Below are 15,531 nucleotides of genomic sequence, written 5' to 3' on the forward strand. Positions count from 1 at the left end.
CATGAAACGAATCATCACCCTTCTATTTTCGATTCTTTTAATTGCAGGCCTGATGACAGGCTGTGCACAGGATGCGAAAAACGAAACAGGAAAAGACCAGCAAGGAAAAACCGAACAATCAAAAGAAGCTGCCTTTCCAACCACATTTAAAGACGCCATCGGCAATGAAATCACCTTAAAAGAAGAGCCGAAGAAAATTGTTTCGCTGATTCCAAGCAACACAGAAGTCGTTTACGGTTTGGGGATGGGGGACAAAATTGTTGGTGTAACCGATTTTGACAACTATCCTAAAGAGGTGGCCAAAAAAGAAAAAATCGGCAACATGGTATTCAATGTAGAGAAAATCATCGGATTGCAGCCGGATGTCGTGTTAGCCCATGAATCCACTGCCAAATCGGCTGAAGCAGGTTTGAAACAAATCAAAGATGCCGGCATCCCTGTCGTTGTGATAAATGACGCGAATAATTTTGACAGCGTCTATCAATCGATTGAACTGATTGGAAAGACAATAGGGGCAAAAGATCAAGCAGACAAAATGGTGAACAGGATGAAAGAAAAAATCAATGCCATTGCAGAAAAAGCCCAATCCATCCCTGACGATCAGATGAAAAGTGTCTATGTGGAAGTGTCCCCGGAGCCTGAATTGTTTACAACAGGGAAAGGAACATTCCTTGATGAAATGCTTCAGATCATTCACGCTAAAAATGCAGCAGGTGATCAGGAAGGATGGGCGAAGATGTCAGATGAGTCTGTCATTGCCTTGAAACCGGATGTCATTATCACAACATGCGGTGCGTTTGTGAAAGATCCAGTGAATGATATCTTGAATCGAAAAGGCTGGGAGCAGGTGCCTGCCATTCAGAACAAACAAGTCTACGATGTCGATACAGACCTGGTGACGCGTTCAGGTCCTAGACTTGCAGAGGGGATCGAAGAACTTGCGAAAGTCATTTACCCAGAGAAATTTGCAAAATAAATCGTTTATTCCCTACATTTTGGGGATCTTATTTCTAATCGCAGCAGCAATAGCCGGCATATCAGCCGGCTCTTTGTCTATTCCTTTAGTGGACATCATTCATCTGTTTTTAAATAAGGAGCTGGGACTGGGCTCCGGCAAGATAAAACCAATGTACGAGTCGATCATCATGGAAATCAGATTTCCACGGGTGCTGTTGGCCGGATTTGTCGGTGCATCTTTATCAATGGCCGGTGCAGCGTTTCAAGGTTTGCTGCGAAACCCATTGGCTGATCCCTATACATTAGGAGTGTCATCCGGGGCATCCTTAGGCGCGGTTGCGACTCTCTTCTTTTCACTGTCCATTCCTTTTCTCGGACTTTACACCCTTCCCATCATCAGTATCGGTGCAGCCATTTTAACGATGTTCGCGGTGCTTTTTTTTGCGAGAAGTGTGGAGCGTTCCATGAAAGTGGAGACCATTATTTTGACTGGAATCATTTTCAGTTCCTTTCTTGGCGCATTTATTTCACTCATGATTGCGCTGACAGGTCAAGAGTTGAGGCAGATCATAGGCTGGCTGCTCGGCAGTGTGTCGATGAGAGGCTGGGATTATGTGAAACTGATTGCACCATGCTTCGTGATAGGATCTGTACTGCTAATGGCTAATGCAAAGGAGCTTAATGTCCTTTCCTACGGGGAAGAACGTGCACAGCATTTAGGCGTCAATGTTCAAAGAAGAAAGATGATGATTCTTGCGGCCGGCTCGATTTTGACAGGGGCTGCGGTCGCAGTGTCAGGTACGATTGGATTTGTCGGATTGGTCATTCCCCATTTCATCAGGCTGATCTGGGGGCCGCCGCATGGCAGACTTTTGATCCTATCGGGGCTTTTTGGTGCTGGATTTTTGATTTTGGCAGATCTTGCTGCCCGTATCGTCATCGCACCGTCTGAGCTGCCGATCGGTGTCATCACTTCATTGATTGGTGCGCCTGTCTTTGCGTTTATTTTAATGCGGAATCGGAAGGGGGGACGGAAGCGCCATGCTTAATGTAAAAAACCTGACAGCTGGATATGAGGCAAAGCCGATCCTGAAGAATGTTTCTTTTGACGTCAAAAAAGGGGAATTCTTCGGGATAGCAGGACCGAATGGCTGCGGCAAGACCACACTCCTGAAGAGCTTGACCCATTTGATCAAAAAGGAGAATGGTGAAATCATCTTGGATGGGAAGCCGATTGAAAAATATTCTGCCAAAGACTTTGCCAAAAAGGCGGCCGTTCTTCCGCAGATGTCACCCCAAACTTTTTCTTATACGGTTAAAGAAACCGTAGCCCTCGGCAGATATGCACACAAACGCGGCCTTTTCCATACATGGACTGAACATGACGAACAGATTGTCCAATCCGTGATGGAGCAGACCGGGGTCCGTCATCTTGAGTCTGCGCAAATCTCCGAATGTTCTGGTGGAGAGCAGCAGCGTATTTTCCTTGCCCAGGCCCTTGCGCAAGAACCTGAGATTTTGCTATTGGATGAACCGACAAACCATTTAGATCTTTCCTTTCAAAAAGAGCTGATGGATTTATTGAAGCAGTGGACGCTGGAGAGAAAACTTACAGTTATTTCGATTTTTCACGATTTGAATCTGGCGAGTCTTTACTGCGACCGCATCCTCTTGATGGAAAACGGGGAAGTAATGGCGGTAGATGCACCGAAGAAAGTATTGAAGGAAGAGCTGATCGAAGAAGTTTATAATACCAGCATTCAAAAGCAGGCGCATCCTTCTGTTGCCAAGCCGCAGATGCTGCTAGTGCCTGAATATATCGAAAAGAATCAATCCCCGGAAATTAATGATTCTTTTCTAACTATCGGTGAGTCTCATCTTGTTATTCAGTCACCGATGCCTTTAAAAACCTTATCCTCTGGAGTGACAGGAGCGGGATTGGGATGGCACAGAAGCTTTATGATCCGAAGGGTGCCGCCTGAATACAGTCACTTGAACTACCAGGAAGAAATGGCAAATTACTTGATAGAGAATGACTTCGATCCAATGGAAACAGTCGGTTTCATGACAGCCGTAAACTTGGAAGATGCGGCTTATCATCTATATCGTGCCAGTGCTTTTTCCGTCTTCATCCTTGTCACTGCCGGAACTGCCAATGCAATCGATGCGTCGAAGCATGAAGATTTCCGCGATGAATATCTTTCACCTGGTACCATCAATACGTGGATATTCGTCAATGGAAAACTATCTGAAGAAGCCTTCATCCAAGGGATCGTCACAGCGACTGAAGCAAAGGTCAAAGTCATGCAGGATGAAGAAATCATTGACCCGACAACAGGGACTACTGCCACGGGAACGTCAACGGACAGCATATCCATTGCAGCAACACAATCGGGTGAAGAACATCCTTTTGCCGGAACCATGACAGCCCTTGGTCAAATGATCAGTAGAGGCGTGTATGAATGTACGAGAAAAGCCGTCCATAACTATAGAAAACGGATCAGTAACTAAAAACCTATTCAGATTAATTTCTTCCTTAAAAATTAGCACATTATGGTAAAATATATATTATAAAACGTTAAGAAGGAGAAAATGGATGTCAGAATATAGAAATCTCTTAAAAGAAAGCTACGAACAAAAAGCTGACGAACGCAGCAAAATCCATATGGAGCCTTGGAAAATCGAAGAATTGAACCGATTTATTGGAGCTGTACCCGCTAAAGGCAGATTGAGTCTGTTGGATGCAGGAGCAGGACCGGGGCTTCAAGGGGAATACCTGAAAGAAAATGGATTTGATGTCACCTGCATCGATCTTTCGGAGAATATGGTGAAGATTTGCAGAGAAAAAGGACTCAAGGCAGAAGTGATGGATTACTTCCATATGAATCTTCCAACTGAATCCTTCGATTTAATCTGGTCGATGAACTCCCTTTTGCATGTGCCAAAAAAAGACTTCCAGACGGTGATTCAGAACCTGAAATCCGTACTTAAGCTAAACGGATTATTCTATCTAGGCGTCTATGGGGGAGAGGACAGTGAAGGGATATGGGAAGGGGATCATTATGAACCGAAGAGATTCTTTTCCTTTTATACAAATGAAGATATCCAGAATGAAGTCATAAAAGAATTTGAAATTATAGACCTTAAGGTCATTCCGATGGACGGGCAGGGGCCAGACTATCAAGCAATGATTTTAAAGAAGAAGTAAAAGGATAGTCCTGCCTATTATCTATGAATGTTGAATCAATCCTTTCTTCCATTATTATTTTCACTAGACATTCCTTTGCCAGAACGTTTAATATTAGGAAGTGATTCAGAAGAAAGTATTCGAAACAAAGGAGTGTGTATTCTTTGCACTTATGGAATCTTTTCGTCGCAGCCATCCTTGGATTAGTAGAAGGACTGACGGAATTTGCGCCAGTATCCTCTACAGGACACATGGTCATTGTCGACGATATGTTTTTAAAATCAGAAAAATTATTGACACCAGAAATTGCGACGGTCTTTAAAGTCGTCATCCAGCTCGGATCCATCCTGGCTGTTGTAGTCGTTTTCCGCAATCGTTTCTTTGACCTATTGGGATTGAAGAGAATGAAAAGCGAAGATGAAGTGCACCACCACAAATTAAATTTGCTTCAAGTCATTGTCGGACTCTTACCGGCAGTCATCTTAGGACTTTTATTTGATGACTACATCGAGGCTCATTTGTTCTCCGTCAATACGGTCATCGTCGGGTTGATTGCCGGAGCTATCCTCATGCTGATTGCTGACTGGAAAGCAAAAAGGACGCCTGCAGTCGATACAGTAGACAAGCTGACGTATAAACACGCCTTGATCATCGGGCTTTCTCAATGCTTGGCTCTATGGCCAGGGTTCTCCCGATCAGGATCTACGATTTCAGCAGGGGTCATGTCCGGCTTGAGCCATAAAGCAGCAGCAGATTTTACATTCATCATGGCTGTTCCAATCATGGCGGGAGCAAGTGCATTAACATTATTGAAACACGCATCTGCGATCACTTCTGACGTCATTCCATTTTTTATCGTGGGATTTGTCAGTGCGTTTATCGTAGCCTTGATTTCCATCAAGTTCTTCCTGGCATTGATCAACCGCATCAAGCTCGTACCATTTGCGATTTACCGAATCGTACTTGCGGTCATTTTGTTTGTGATCATTCATATTTGATTGAAAGAAAAACTCTCCGTGTATGCGGAGAGTTTTTTTATGAAGAAAATGAAACTTTTTTGAAAATTCGTTCGTAGACTAATGATAAGAGATAAAATAGGGGGAATCGAAATGCCATTTGACAACGGCCCTTCAAACTTGATTTTCACACTCGGGCCAATTTTTATCGGGGTTATATTCATCATCGTCATCGGGGGAATTATTTTTTCTATTATTAAAGGGATTTCTCAATGGAGCCATAATAATAAACAGCCTAAACTGACAGTAGATGCGAAAGTGGTATCTAAGCGTGACGAAGTCAGCCGGCACAGCCACAATCACGATGGACACCACCATCACTCTACTTCGACTAATTATTATGCCACATTTGAAGTCGAAAGCGGTGACCGGATGGAGTTTCAAGTCGACGGAAGCGAATTCGGGATGCTCGCAGAAGGGGACAAAGGGACGCTGTCTTTCCAAGGTACGCGCTACTTAGGATTTGAGCGATCCATCTCAAAAGCTAGTTTTTAATAATATTATTATGTTAACTAACAAACTCTTACAAATGATGACCTCTAAAAAAGAGGTCTTTTTTGCGTGTGGAAACTCCTATATTTGGCTATGATGTTAAAGTTCAACAAATAGTAACATTTAATCCCTTGGGCCAACTTGTTTGAAAGCGTTCTATGGAATAAGCTTAAGAAGATAGAAAACGATCGAAAGAGGTGGACAGATTGCTTCCAATTGAAAGGAAAAAACAAATCGTCGATTGGCTGACCAAAGAGGGAAGTCTTAAGATTGCTGAAATCAGCAGCCGTCTGGAAGTATCTGAAATGACAGTCTACCGCGATCTCCGTCCACTTTTGGAAAGCGGGGAAGTCGTCAAGACATCTGGAGGCATCATGCTTGCCCCCACACCAGAAGGGCAGCTGCAGCATCACTCCTGCAGTTATTGCCATAAAATTTCACTTACCAAACAGTCCATCCAGCTCTTTACGAGTGGACATGCAGTCGAGCATACGTGCTGTGCCCATTGTGCATTGTTAAGATATTCTGACCGGCCAGATTCGTTTGTCCAAATCATTTGCAAAGATTTCTTGAGGGATACGACTCTTAATGCAAAATCTGCCTATTATGTATTTAATCCAGAGCTGGATCTCAATTGCTGCCAGCCAACTGTCTTAACATTTGGCACGCTTCGGGACGCTCAAAGGTTTTTAAATGGATTTGGCGGGGAGATTTACTCGTTTGAAGAGGCACTTGAAACGATTCATCAGTCCATGAATAGCCATTCGAGCTGTGATTCGAAGAAAAAATAATAAAGTCCAGTACATTCAGGAAGGAAGTTATGTATGAAAAAGATGATAGGAATTTTGATCCTCGCCGTCTCCATGATAATCCTGGGCGCGTGCGGTCAAAATGAGAAAGATGAACAAAACGGGGGCAGTGTACCACAAGAGGTAAAAGTAGATATAAAAGTTCCTGAAAAAGTGGATAAAGGCCAAAAAGTAAAATTGGATGCATATGTCACACAAGGAAAAGAAGCCGTAAAAGATGCGGATGAAGTGAAATATGAAGTGTGGATGGACGGCATGAAAGATGATAGCCAATTAATCGATGCTAAAAATGAGAAAAACGGCCACTACACAGCGCAATACAAATTCGATATGGAGGGTGTCTACTCGGTACAAGTCCACGTGACAGCAAGGCAGATGCATACGATGCCTAAGACACAAGTAACGGTAGGGACTGGAGAGGCAGCTCAGACTCAAGAAGAAGAACACCATCACGACGGAGAGGAAGGCCATGAGCATGCCGTTGATATTCATCTTATGTCTCCTAAGGTCATCGAAGCTGGGAAATCAGTCAAGTTGATGGCGCATATCATGAAAGGTGATGAAATGCTGGAAAATGCACATGTCCGCTTTGAGATTTGGAAAGAGAATTCCGAGAAGCATGAATATGTTGAAACCAAAGCAGAAGGTCCCGGACAATACACGGCTGAATATACATTTAAGGAAAGTGGAAAATATACAGTAAAAATCCACGTGGAAAACGATGAAGGACTCCATGATCATACGGAAGAGACTGTCGCTGTTCAATAATTCGCAGAAAACTGCCTGATATAGGGCAGTTTTTCTTATTTTAGGGTGTAGGAGAGCCAAATTGTTCTTATTGAGTCCGAAATATGCCATTGAAGATAATCCATGAAGGAAATTAAGGAGAAAATCATCCCGAATAGTACCTTTAGACATGCCCTTTGCGCCAAAAAATGGTGGCTTTGCGCGGTTTTTCCCCTCTTATGCGCGAGAAACGGATTTTATGCGCCGTTAAATACCTCCTATGCACCAAAATCCCCTTCTTATGCGCCATCGGCATTAACCAGTGGTCACGCTGACTCCAATTAACTATATGCCCACTAATTTGAAAAATTTCTGCCCAATATATCTCCCTAATATCACCGTACAACCTGCCATTCAAAAGTGAAAAAAATCCCCTTAAGAAATTTCTTTTTTCCATGAAACTACAAAATAAAGAGAATACGCTCGAAAAAGAAAGAAATCACATATTGTAACCGATTTTTCAATGGGTACAACTTACTGCCTTCTGTGATATAATACTCAGCGTTGCCAACGGACCCGGCTTTCATGAGAGTTGAAAGCCATGATTATTGAATAAAAACAGAATAGAAAGTAGGTGCTGTATTGAATATACAGAAACTTAAAACTGAATGGTTTGGAAACATTCGAGGAGATATCCTTGCTGGTATGGTTGTTGCCATGGCGCTGATTCCGGAAGCCATAGCGTTTTCCATCATTGCAGGAGTTGACCCAATGGTAGGATTGTATGCGTCCTTCTGTATCGCAGTGACGACTGCCTTTTTTGGTGGAAGACCTGCGATGATTTCTGCTGCAACAGGGGCAACAGCCTTATTGATGGGATCATTGGTTGCAAGCCACGGTCTCCAATATCTTTTGGCTGCTACTATCCTTACAGGTGTGATTCAGATCATTCTTGGATATTTTAAAGCAGGACGTTTGATGAAATTCATCCCTAGATCCGTTATGGTAGGATTCGTCAATGCACTAGCCATTTTGATTTTCATGGCTCAGCTTACACACTTTATAGGGGAATCATGGCCGATGTATGCCATGGTTGCAGGTGCTTTAGCCATCATTTATATTTTCCCGCGTTTCACCAAAGCAGTTCCATCACCGTTAGTTGCTATTATTGTGATTACGCTGATCGCTGTCTTTACTGGAAGCGATGTTCGCACGGTTGGAGATATGGGTGAACTGAAGCGTGCATTGCCGACTTTCATGATACCGGATATTCCTTTTAACATTGATACACTAAAGATCATTTTCCCTTATTCATTTGGGATTGCGCTTGTCGGTTTGGTAGAATCCTTCCTGACGGCTCAAATCGTCGACGATATGACGGATACATCCAGTAACAAAAACCGTGAAGCAAAAGGACAGGGTATTGCCAACATTGTTTCCGCATTTTTTGGAGGAATGGCAGGCTGTGCAATGATCGGCCAATCTGTTATCAACGTGAAGTCCGGCGGGAGGGGCCGCCTTTCAACGCTCGTAGCCGGTGTTTTCCTATTGATTCTAATCATCGTATTAAATGGATTCTTGATCAGAATCCCGATGGCTGCCCTTGTAGGCGTTATGTTTATGGTTTCCATCGGAACGTTTGATTGGACATCCTTAAAAACGCTTCATGTGATGCCAGCGACAGATACAATTGTAATGATCGTTACCGTTGGCGCAGTTGTGTATACAAACAATTTATCCATCGGTGTCGTAGCCGGAGTCATCTTAAGCGCCGTCTTCTTCGCATCGAAGATTTCCAAAGTGCACATCACTTCCGAGTTGGATGAGGCCTTGAACATTAAGAGATACACAGTCAGTGGCCAGTTATTCTTTGCATCTGTTTCAGACTTTGTAGCATCATTTGACTTCAAAGAAGATGTCGCTAAAGTAGAGCTTAACTTGGCCCATACCCATTTATGGGATCATTCTGCAGTAGATGCAATCGACAAGGTTGTATTGAAATACCGCGAGAATGGAACTAAGGTGAAATTAATAGGGATGAATGACCAAAGCTCATTACTAGTTGAAAAAATCGGCGTCCATCATAAACCAAATGCAAAAGCAGCGAATCATTAAAAAAGGAACGAGTCCCAATTGGGGGCTCGTTTTTTTCGACAAAAAAGCGGAAGCTCCTCTCTCGAAGGAACTTCCGCTTTTTTTTATTTCGCCATGTCTCCGCTGCTTTTTTGGGTCGATGCTAATTTTCTGCTTGCTCCAAGTTCAGTAGCAAGGGAAAGGATGGACTGATTGATTTTCCACACATAGTACAGGTTGTGAATGAGTAGGGCGTGGTTCAGCACCTTGCCTTTATTCCGGTCGGGATACTTTTCGATGAATTTCCGTTCATCATGCAGGTCCCAGACGGAAAGGTTTCGATTTCCTTTTAGCAGCTCTCTCATCGTCTGCGAATTATCTTTCAGACACTCACTGATGTGTTCAATCATTTCGACCAGTTCATTCTCTTGTTCGTACTGCGATTTTCTGCTTGTTGAAGCGACAAGGTGCTTGGCATAGTAGTTGATCGCCACCAAGATCGTCATCCATCTTTCGACCCCGGTATTTTGAAACTTCCCGGGGATTTTTTCAAATGGTTTGGCATTGATCCGAATCTGGTTTAATTTTTGATCCAAATTAAAAGCAGCATCTGCCAGATTGATCGTTTTATTTTTACCTGCGAAGCTCTCTAAGAATCCTGACAGGTACGTTTCCAACTCCTCGAAAAATTCGATGATGGACTCATTGATTTTGTCCCGCGTCTTTAGCGGGAAGAGGAAGGAGGAGACAAGCAACGCGATTCCAGCACCGATCAATGTATCGACGAATCGGTCCTGCAGGAGCTTCTCGGTAATTCCGCCAAGTAGCAGATCATACATCAAGGCAAGCATCATCGTAATCCAAAAGGACATGATGGCATAGGATACCTGGAACAAATAAAAAGCCATGAAAACACAGAAAAAGAGGCAGATCACTTCAAAAATGCCTGTCCCTGACACGAGTTCAGCCAGGTAGAATCCAAGAATCGCACCGATCAATGTTCCAGCAGTCCGTTGAAATGCTTTTACATAGGTGCTTCCCACTGATTCTGTCCCCAAGAGAACGATATATGCAGTCAATAAAATCCAATACTGGTGCGTGGGAGACAGTAGATACCCTAATAATATAGATAATCCTCCTGCAATAACCGCTTGGAACGCTTTTTTGGTAGAAAGTTTCAAACCCGTTTCTTCATCATCATTTGAATCATTTTCTTCATCAGAAGGCTCATCTTCTTTTGGCTTGGTCTCATCTTTGGCGCCATACTTCAGGTAATCTTCTTGAGCTTTCTGAAGGATGTACGCCCCATCAATGACATGATTGGCGATGGATTCAATTCTACGGACCAGATACAGCCATTTTGAGGAATCCATTTGTTTCGTATTATAGGCATTTAATTGACTTCGAAGGGATTGAACGGTTTTTTCCGCTACATGTAAATGTTTCGGATCGTATTCATCACGCAGGACCTCGGCATCTATTAATGCTTTTGCCACATTAGACAACGTTTCACGAACTTCTTTGTGTTCAAGGGCGTGAAGGAGTTTCAATTGAACAGACGCGGTTACAAATGTCTCGATCAGCATTTCAGTGTCGAATACATAAAGGCGGAGCTGATTTGGCTTGATGCCCGGCCATATGTCTCCCGGATCGGTAGAACCGAGCTGTTCTGAAATGACCCTTGCATATTCATTTAATTTGGTAGCATTTTTTCGAAGGGAGCGAAGCCGTGCCTTGCTCTTATTGGGATCAAGGATGGATTCTTTCACGATTTCCAATGTGAGATTCGTCTGCTTATGGAAAGACATCATGCTTCGTTTCAGCACTTTTTCCGGCTTGTCCTTCATCAAGTAGAAATTCCATAGAAAAGCGTAGGTGATTCCCACTGCAATAGCGACATAAAACCAAGGTGCCTGTGTCAGCTTGAGCTTCAGCAACGATGAAAAATAGACAGACATAAATCCAACCATACAGATGGAAAAATACCTCATCCCATATTTTTGAAGATAGAAGGCAAGAAAAATAATTAATAGAAGTGCCCCGTCCGCAGCATGATTCCAACGAGGCAGGAATGTGCCGAGTGTTACAGAAACGGAGCTTGATAATGCAAGAAGTAAAGTCGTTACTTTCTTTTCTTTTTCCGTATCACCCATGACGACCAAGATGCCCATCATTCCGATGACACCCGATAGGATGGCAGCAGTAAAAAGGGGGCTGCCTGCGAGTTTTAATAGAAGCAGGGTGGTCACAACGGAGCTGATGACACTGAAAATCACTTTTGATGCTTGCTTCAATCTAAGCAGTCCCGGATCGGATGCAGACAACCGTGTCAGCCAATGCCGGATGCTTGGATAATAATTCATAGGCAATCAAACCTTTATCATTAATGTTCATCCTGATAGATGTAGTTTATATCTTATAGGAAATTAATGCCCTAGCCAACTGATACACATTCATTTTGCTTAAAAAAATCCCTATTGCCGGAATCTGCTGGCAATAGGGAAGCCGTTATACATTTAATGTCTTCGCTGATTCATCCTTTTTATTCATCAACGTCATGGCAGATGGATGAATTTCAAGGATGATATAATTCGGATCATTCGGTCCATCAAACCAAGGTTTCATATGATCATTCCATAATTGATCCTTCAACTCCTGGTTGTCCTTGACCGCTGCAGTTCCTTCGATTTCAAGATAGGCATCACCGACACCTTCCCCATCATACCCGATCAGGATATGTACGTTTGAATTGCGTTCGATTTCCTCGACTTTATGGGTGTTTTTATCAGTTGCCGTAAATAGGGTTAAATCTTCATTGAAAAATGTCATATATCTCGTATGCGGCTTATTGTTTTGAACAGTAGCCAATGTCCCGACCTTATTCTCTTTCAAGACTTCCAAAACTTCTTCACGTAATTTTTGATCACTCATAATAAATTCCCCTTCCTATACTTATCTTCTTTTACTATTCCTTAAAGTTTGTCCCTTTAAACTTTAAATTGAAAGGGGAGCACATTTAGAAGTCGGTTAAAAATAATTACTTTCTTCTGTTACTTTTTATTTTGGCAAAAATCGTATAAAATAAGGACATCAATACTTTAGTTCGGTATATAACCGCAGTGCTGCAATGAAGTGAACGGAGGAACTATGTCTATTTCATCTATTTTTAAAGAAGTCTTTTTTCAATCAAGGATCCCTCAAATGGTTAGTACCCTGGATTTTAAGCAAACATGGGTCAATCAGGCACTGGCAGAATTCACAGGCTACTCGCTTGAGGAATGGGAGACTTTGACGATCAAGGATGTGACACACCCGGAAGATTTTGAAAAAGACCGGAATTTTCTTCAGGAAATGTATGATGGCAAAAGGTCAGGGTACCATTTTGAAAAAAGATATGTGTGCAAAAACAACGAAATAAAGTACGGCATTTTAAATGTAAGCTTGATCCATGATGACGCCTCGAATGAAAAGTATCTTCTCAGGCAGATTCAGGATATCACAGATAAAATCAAAATAGGACAATCATTGAGGGAGAGCGAAAGGAAGTACCGTCTCCTTGCTGAAAATTCTTCCGATATCATCAATCTGCATGCAGGCGATGGAACCTATTTATATGTTTCTCCGTCAGTGACGACAACTCTTGGCTATGATGCGATTGATATGATTGGCAAGAATCCCTATGATTATATACATCCTGATGATAGATCGCTCGTTGAAAAATATCATAAACAAATCTTAGAGGATTCCAAGCCCGTTCTTATAACCTATCGGGCACTGAGGAGCGATGGCAGCTATGTCTGGCTGGAAACGACTATTAAAATCGTCAATAACCCCGATGAAGATAGTGAACCGGACTTCATTTCCGTTTCCAGGGATATCGATAAGCGGATTGAAACGGACAGGCTGTTAAGGAGATCCGAAAAACTGGCAGTCGTAGGTCAGCTGGCAGCTGCAGTAGCCCATGAAATCCGAAATCCTTTAACTCCAATCAAGGGATTTGTCCAGCTTTTCAAGGATGCTGAAAAAGTGGATGAGAGATACGTAAATATTGTGCTGGATGAATTGGACAGGGTGGAGAATATCATCTCTGAATTCCTTGCGATGGCAAAGCCCCATCATGAGCGGTCGGAACCGTTGGCAATCAACCACCAATTGGCAGACTTGGTCGATTTATTAGAGGCTGAAGCCAATATGAAAAATAAAAAAATCAACTTTTATCCATCCGTGCAAAATCCAAAGATAAAAGGTGACTCCAATTCATTAAAGCAGGTGTTCGTCAACATCATTCAAAATGGATTGGATGCCATCGAAGAACATGGCCAAGTGGTCATCAGCATTCAGAGCGATTCTTCTTATGTCTGCATCAAAATAAAAGACAACGGCTGCGGAATCCCGCCAGACCGCTTGAATAAACTGGGTGAACCTTTTTACTCCACTAAGGAAAAAGGGACAGGCCTCGGACTCATGACAAGCTTTAACATTGTTGAGCAGCATCAAGGCAAAGTAGAAGTGGAAAGTGAGCTGGGGCAAGGGACAACAGTCCATATCTATCTTCCAAGAATCGATTGATGTGCCGGCAAATGTTTAGTGGCTCCTCACAAGGGAACATTTATTAATAGATTTTAATTCTTGTGAGGAGTGGTACCGTGAAGAAACATCAACACTATATAAATGGACAATATGTCCAATCAACTTCAAATGAAACCATTGAAATCATCAATCCATCCACTGAAGAGGTTATCTCCACCATCCCAGATGGAACGGAAGAGGATGCCAATAAAGCAGTGGAAGCAGCACATAACGCGCTTAAAGAGTGGGAAAAAAAGCCCGCCATTGATAGAGGCAGGATTGTGAGGAAGCTTGGGGACAAGCTTGCTGAGCGCAGAGAAGACTTTATCCGCCTCCTGCTGGAAGAGCAGGCAAAAAGCTACGAACAGGCAGTAGGTGAAGTCGACACTGCTATTGACTATTTTCACTATATGTCCGAATGGGCAAGAAGACTTGAAGGGGAAATTGTCCCGAGCGACCGGTCCAATGAACATATCATGATATTCAAAAAACCTATCGGGGTCGTTGCAGGGATCGTCCCCTGGAATTTCCCTGTTTTCATTTTGGCACGAAAAGTAGCCACAGCGCTGGTTACGGGCTGTACCCTTGTGTTGAAGCCGAGTAAACAAACGCCAAATACCATGATGGAATTTGCCAAGGTCATCGATGAAGTGGACATTCCAGCTGGGGTCGTTAATATTGTGCTCGGAACAGGCTCTAAAATCGGAAACGTCCTTGCCTCCCACCCAAAAGTCCGGATGATCAGTATGACCGGCAGTGTTGGCGCAGGTGAAAAAGTCATGGAAGCAGCTGCCAAAAGCATGGCAAAAGTGAACCTTGAGCTTGGCGGCAAGGCACCAGCCATTGTTACCGAAAATGCGGATATCGATCTTGCAGTCAAACATATCAAGACATCCCGAATCACCAATGCCGGACAGGCTTGCAACAATGCCGAAAGAGTATATGTCCATGAATCCATTGCAGAAGAGTTTATCCAAAAGCTTGTCCATGCCTTTAAAGATACTAAACTTGGCAACCCCGCAGAAGACCATCAAGCCGATATGGGGCCGCTGATCAGTGAGGACCGTTTGAAGACGGTTCATGAAATGGTCGAAAAAGCCGTTTCCCAAGGAGCGAAGATTGAAACGGGAGGTCAGCGTGCTTCAATTGAAAAAGGATATTTTTATGAACCAACGATTTTGACGAATGTCCGTCAAGACATGGAAATCATCCAAGAGGAAATATTCGGCCCCGTCCTTCCGATCATGACCTATCGAACACTTGATGAAGCTATCGAAATGTCCAACGATTCCGATTATGGTTTGTCTTCATCCGTTTATACAGAAAACATCCATGAGGCTATGCAGGTAATCGACGGATTGAAATATGGAGAGACATACGTCAATCGTGAAAACTTTGAAGCCATCCAGGGCTATCATGCCGGTCTGAGAAAATCCGGACTTGGCGGTGCCGATGGAAAACATGGAGTAGAAGACTTCCTCGTGACGCATGCAGTTTATTTAGAATATAAAGGGTTGAAGTGATTTTTACCCGCATTTATTTATTAAGCCATTCCACTGTTTTATAGGGGAATGGCTTTTTATTATGAAAATAAATTCTTAAAAAAAACTAAATTTTCTTTATATAGGTTTAAGGTCCCGGGACTTTGGGAAGAAAATACCGTGCGCACAAACTGACAATTATTTTCAGGGGAGGATTTTAT

Annotated in this window: 13 protein-coding genes; 11 read left to right on the forward strand and 2 right to left on the reverse strand. The window is 42.9% G+C overall.

Annotated elements, in window-relative coordinates:
* Window position 1 precedes the first annotated feature (1 nt).
* The 9 genes from DFR59_RS05545 to DFR59_RS05590 all read left to right on the forward strand — a co-directional run bounded on the left by DFR59_RS05545 (window position 2) and on the right by DFR59_RS05590 (window position 9,302).
* Window positions 2-976, forward strand: a complete 975-nt coding sequence (locus tag DFR59_RS05545) for an ABC transporter substrate-binding protein (RefSeq protein WP_114744607.1) — start codon at window positions 2-4, stop codon at window positions 974-976.
* Window positions 939-2,006, forward strand: a complete 1,068-nt coding sequence (locus tag DFR59_RS05550; RefSeq protein WP_114744608.1) for a FecCD family ABC transporter permease — start codon at window positions 939-941, stop codon at window positions 2,004-2,006. The genes DFR59_RS05545 and DFR59_RS05550 overlap by 38 nt, the downstream gene beginning before the upstream one ends.
* Complete coding sequence (locus DFR59_RS05555; protein WP_114744609.1) at window positions 1,999-3,468, forward strand: adenosylcobinamide amidohydrolase; 1,470 nt, start codon at window positions 1,999-2,001, stop codon at window positions 3,466-3,468. Before DFR59_RS05550 ends, DFR59_RS05555 begins: the two co-directional genes overlap by 8 nt.
* A gap of 85 nt (window positions 3,469-3,553) precedes the next feature.
* On the forward strand, window positions 3,554-4,165 hold the full coding sequence (locus tag DFR59_RS05560; protein ID WP_114744610.1) for a class I SAM-dependent methyltransferase: 612 nt from the start codon (window positions 3,554-3,556) through the stop codon (window positions 4,163-4,165).
* Between the two features lie 143 nt (window positions 4,166-4,308).
* Window positions 4,309-5,142 (forward strand): undecaprenyl-diphosphate phosphatase, encoded by an 834-nt coding sequence (locus DFR59_RS05565; protein ID WP_114744611.1) that lies wholly within the window; start codon window positions 4,309-4,311, stop codon window positions 5,140-5,142.
* Between the two features lie 111 nt (window positions 5,143-5,253).
* Complete coding sequence (locus DFR59_RS05570; protein ID WP_114744612.1) at window positions 5,254-5,655, forward strand: DUF2500 domain-containing protein; 402 nt, start codon at window positions 5,254-5,256, stop codon at window positions 5,653-5,655.
* A 203-nt stretch (window positions 5,656-5,858) separates the two neighbouring features.
* Complete coding sequence (locus tag DFR59_RS05575) at window positions 5,859-6,443, forward strand: DeoR family transcriptional regulator (RefSeq protein ID WP_114744613.1); 585 nt, start codon at window positions 5,859-5,861, stop codon at window positions 6,441-6,443.
* Between the two features lie 33 nt (window positions 6,444-6,476).
* Window positions 6,477-7,229, forward strand: coding sequence for a FixH family protein (locus tag DFR59_RS05580; RefSeq protein ID WP_114744614.1), 753 nt, complete (start codon window positions 6,477-6,479; stop codon window positions 7,227-7,229).
* 600 nt (window positions 7,230-7,829) lie between these two features.
* Window positions 7,830-9,302 (forward strand): SulP family inorganic anion transporter, encoded by a 1,473-nt coding sequence (locus DFR59_RS05590; RefSeq protein WP_114744616.1) that lies wholly within the window; start codon window positions 7,830-7,832, stop codon window positions 9,300-9,302.
* Window positions 9,303-9,385: 83 nt separating this feature from the next.
* Here the strand turns inward: DFR59_RS05590 and DFR59_RS05595 are convergent, their stop codons facing one another.
* Together DFR59_RS05595 and DFR59_RS05600 are read right to left on the reverse strand one after the other, a co-directional pair.
* Window positions 9,386-11,623 carry an FUSC family protein gene (locus DFR59_RS05595; RefSeq protein WP_114744617.1) on the reverse strand — a complete coding sequence of 746 codons (2,238 nt, stop codon included), beginning with the start codon at window positions 11,621-11,623 and terminating at the stop codon, window positions 9,386-9,388.
* A gap of 145 nt (window positions 11,624-11,768) precedes the next feature.
* Window positions 11,769-12,191: a pyridoxamine 5'-phosphate oxidase family protein gene (locus DFR59_RS05600; protein ID WP_114744618.1), complete on the reverse strand. Its 423-nt coding sequence runs from the start codon at window positions 12,189-12,191 to the stop codon at window positions 11,769-11,771.
* A 216-nt stretch (window positions 12,192-12,407) separates the two neighbouring features.
* On the opposite strand from DFR59_RS05600, the gene DFR59_RS05605 reads away from it, so the two are divergent.
* Together DFR59_RS05605 and aldA are read left to right on the forward strand one after the other, a co-directional pair.
* Window positions 12,408-13,829, forward strand: a complete 1,422-nt coding sequence (locus DFR59_RS05605; RefSeq protein WP_114744619.1) for a PAS domain-containing sensor histidine kinase — start codon at window positions 12,408-12,410, stop codon at window positions 13,827-13,829.
* A 77-nt stretch (window positions 13,830-13,906) separates the two neighbouring features.
* On the forward strand, window positions 13,907-15,352 hold the full coding sequence (gene aldA / locus DFR59_RS05610) for an aldehyde dehydrogenase (RefSeq protein WP_114744620.1): 1,446 nt from the start codon (window positions 13,907-13,909) through the stop codon (window positions 15,350-15,352).
* Window positions 15,353-15,531: the final 179 nt, after the last annotated feature.

Source organism: Falsibacillus pallidus, assembly GCF_003350505.1.
GTDB lineage: Bacteria > Bacillota > Bacilli > Bacillales > DSM-25281 > Falsibacillus > Falsibacillus pallidus.

Coding starts and splice junctions, on each gene's coding strand:
- DFR59_RS05545 (WP_114744607.1), top strand. CDS start 2: ATGAAACGAATCATCACCCTTCTATTTTCGATTCTTTTAATTGCAGGC.
- DFR59_RS05555 (WP_114744609.1), top strand. CDS start 1,999: ATGCTTAATGTAAAAAACCTGACAGCTGGATATGAGGCAAAGCCGATC.
- DFR59_RS05560 (WP_114744610.1), top strand. CDS start 3,554: ATGTCAGAATATAGAAATCTCTTAAAAGAAAGCTACGAACAAAAAGCT.
- DFR59_RS05570 (WP_114744612.1), top strand. CDS start 5,254: ATGCCATTTGACAACGGCCCTTCAAACTTGATTTTCACACTCGGGCCA.
- DFR59_RS05580 (WP_114744614.1), top strand. CDS start 6,477: ATGAAAAAGATGATAGGAATTTTGATCCTCGCCGTCTCCATGATAATC.
- DFR59_RS05595 (WP_114744617.1), bottom strand. CDS start 11,623: ATGAATTATTATCCAAGCATCCGGCATTGGCTGACACGGTTGTCTGCA.
- DFR59_RS05600 (WP_114744618.1), bottom strand. CDS start 12,191: ATGAGTGATCAAAAATTACGTGAAGAAGTTTTGGAAGTCTTGAAAGAG.
- DFR59_RS05605 (WP_114744619.1), top strand. CDS start 12,408: ATGTCTATTTCATCTATTTTTAAAGAAGTCTTTTTTCAATCAAGGATC.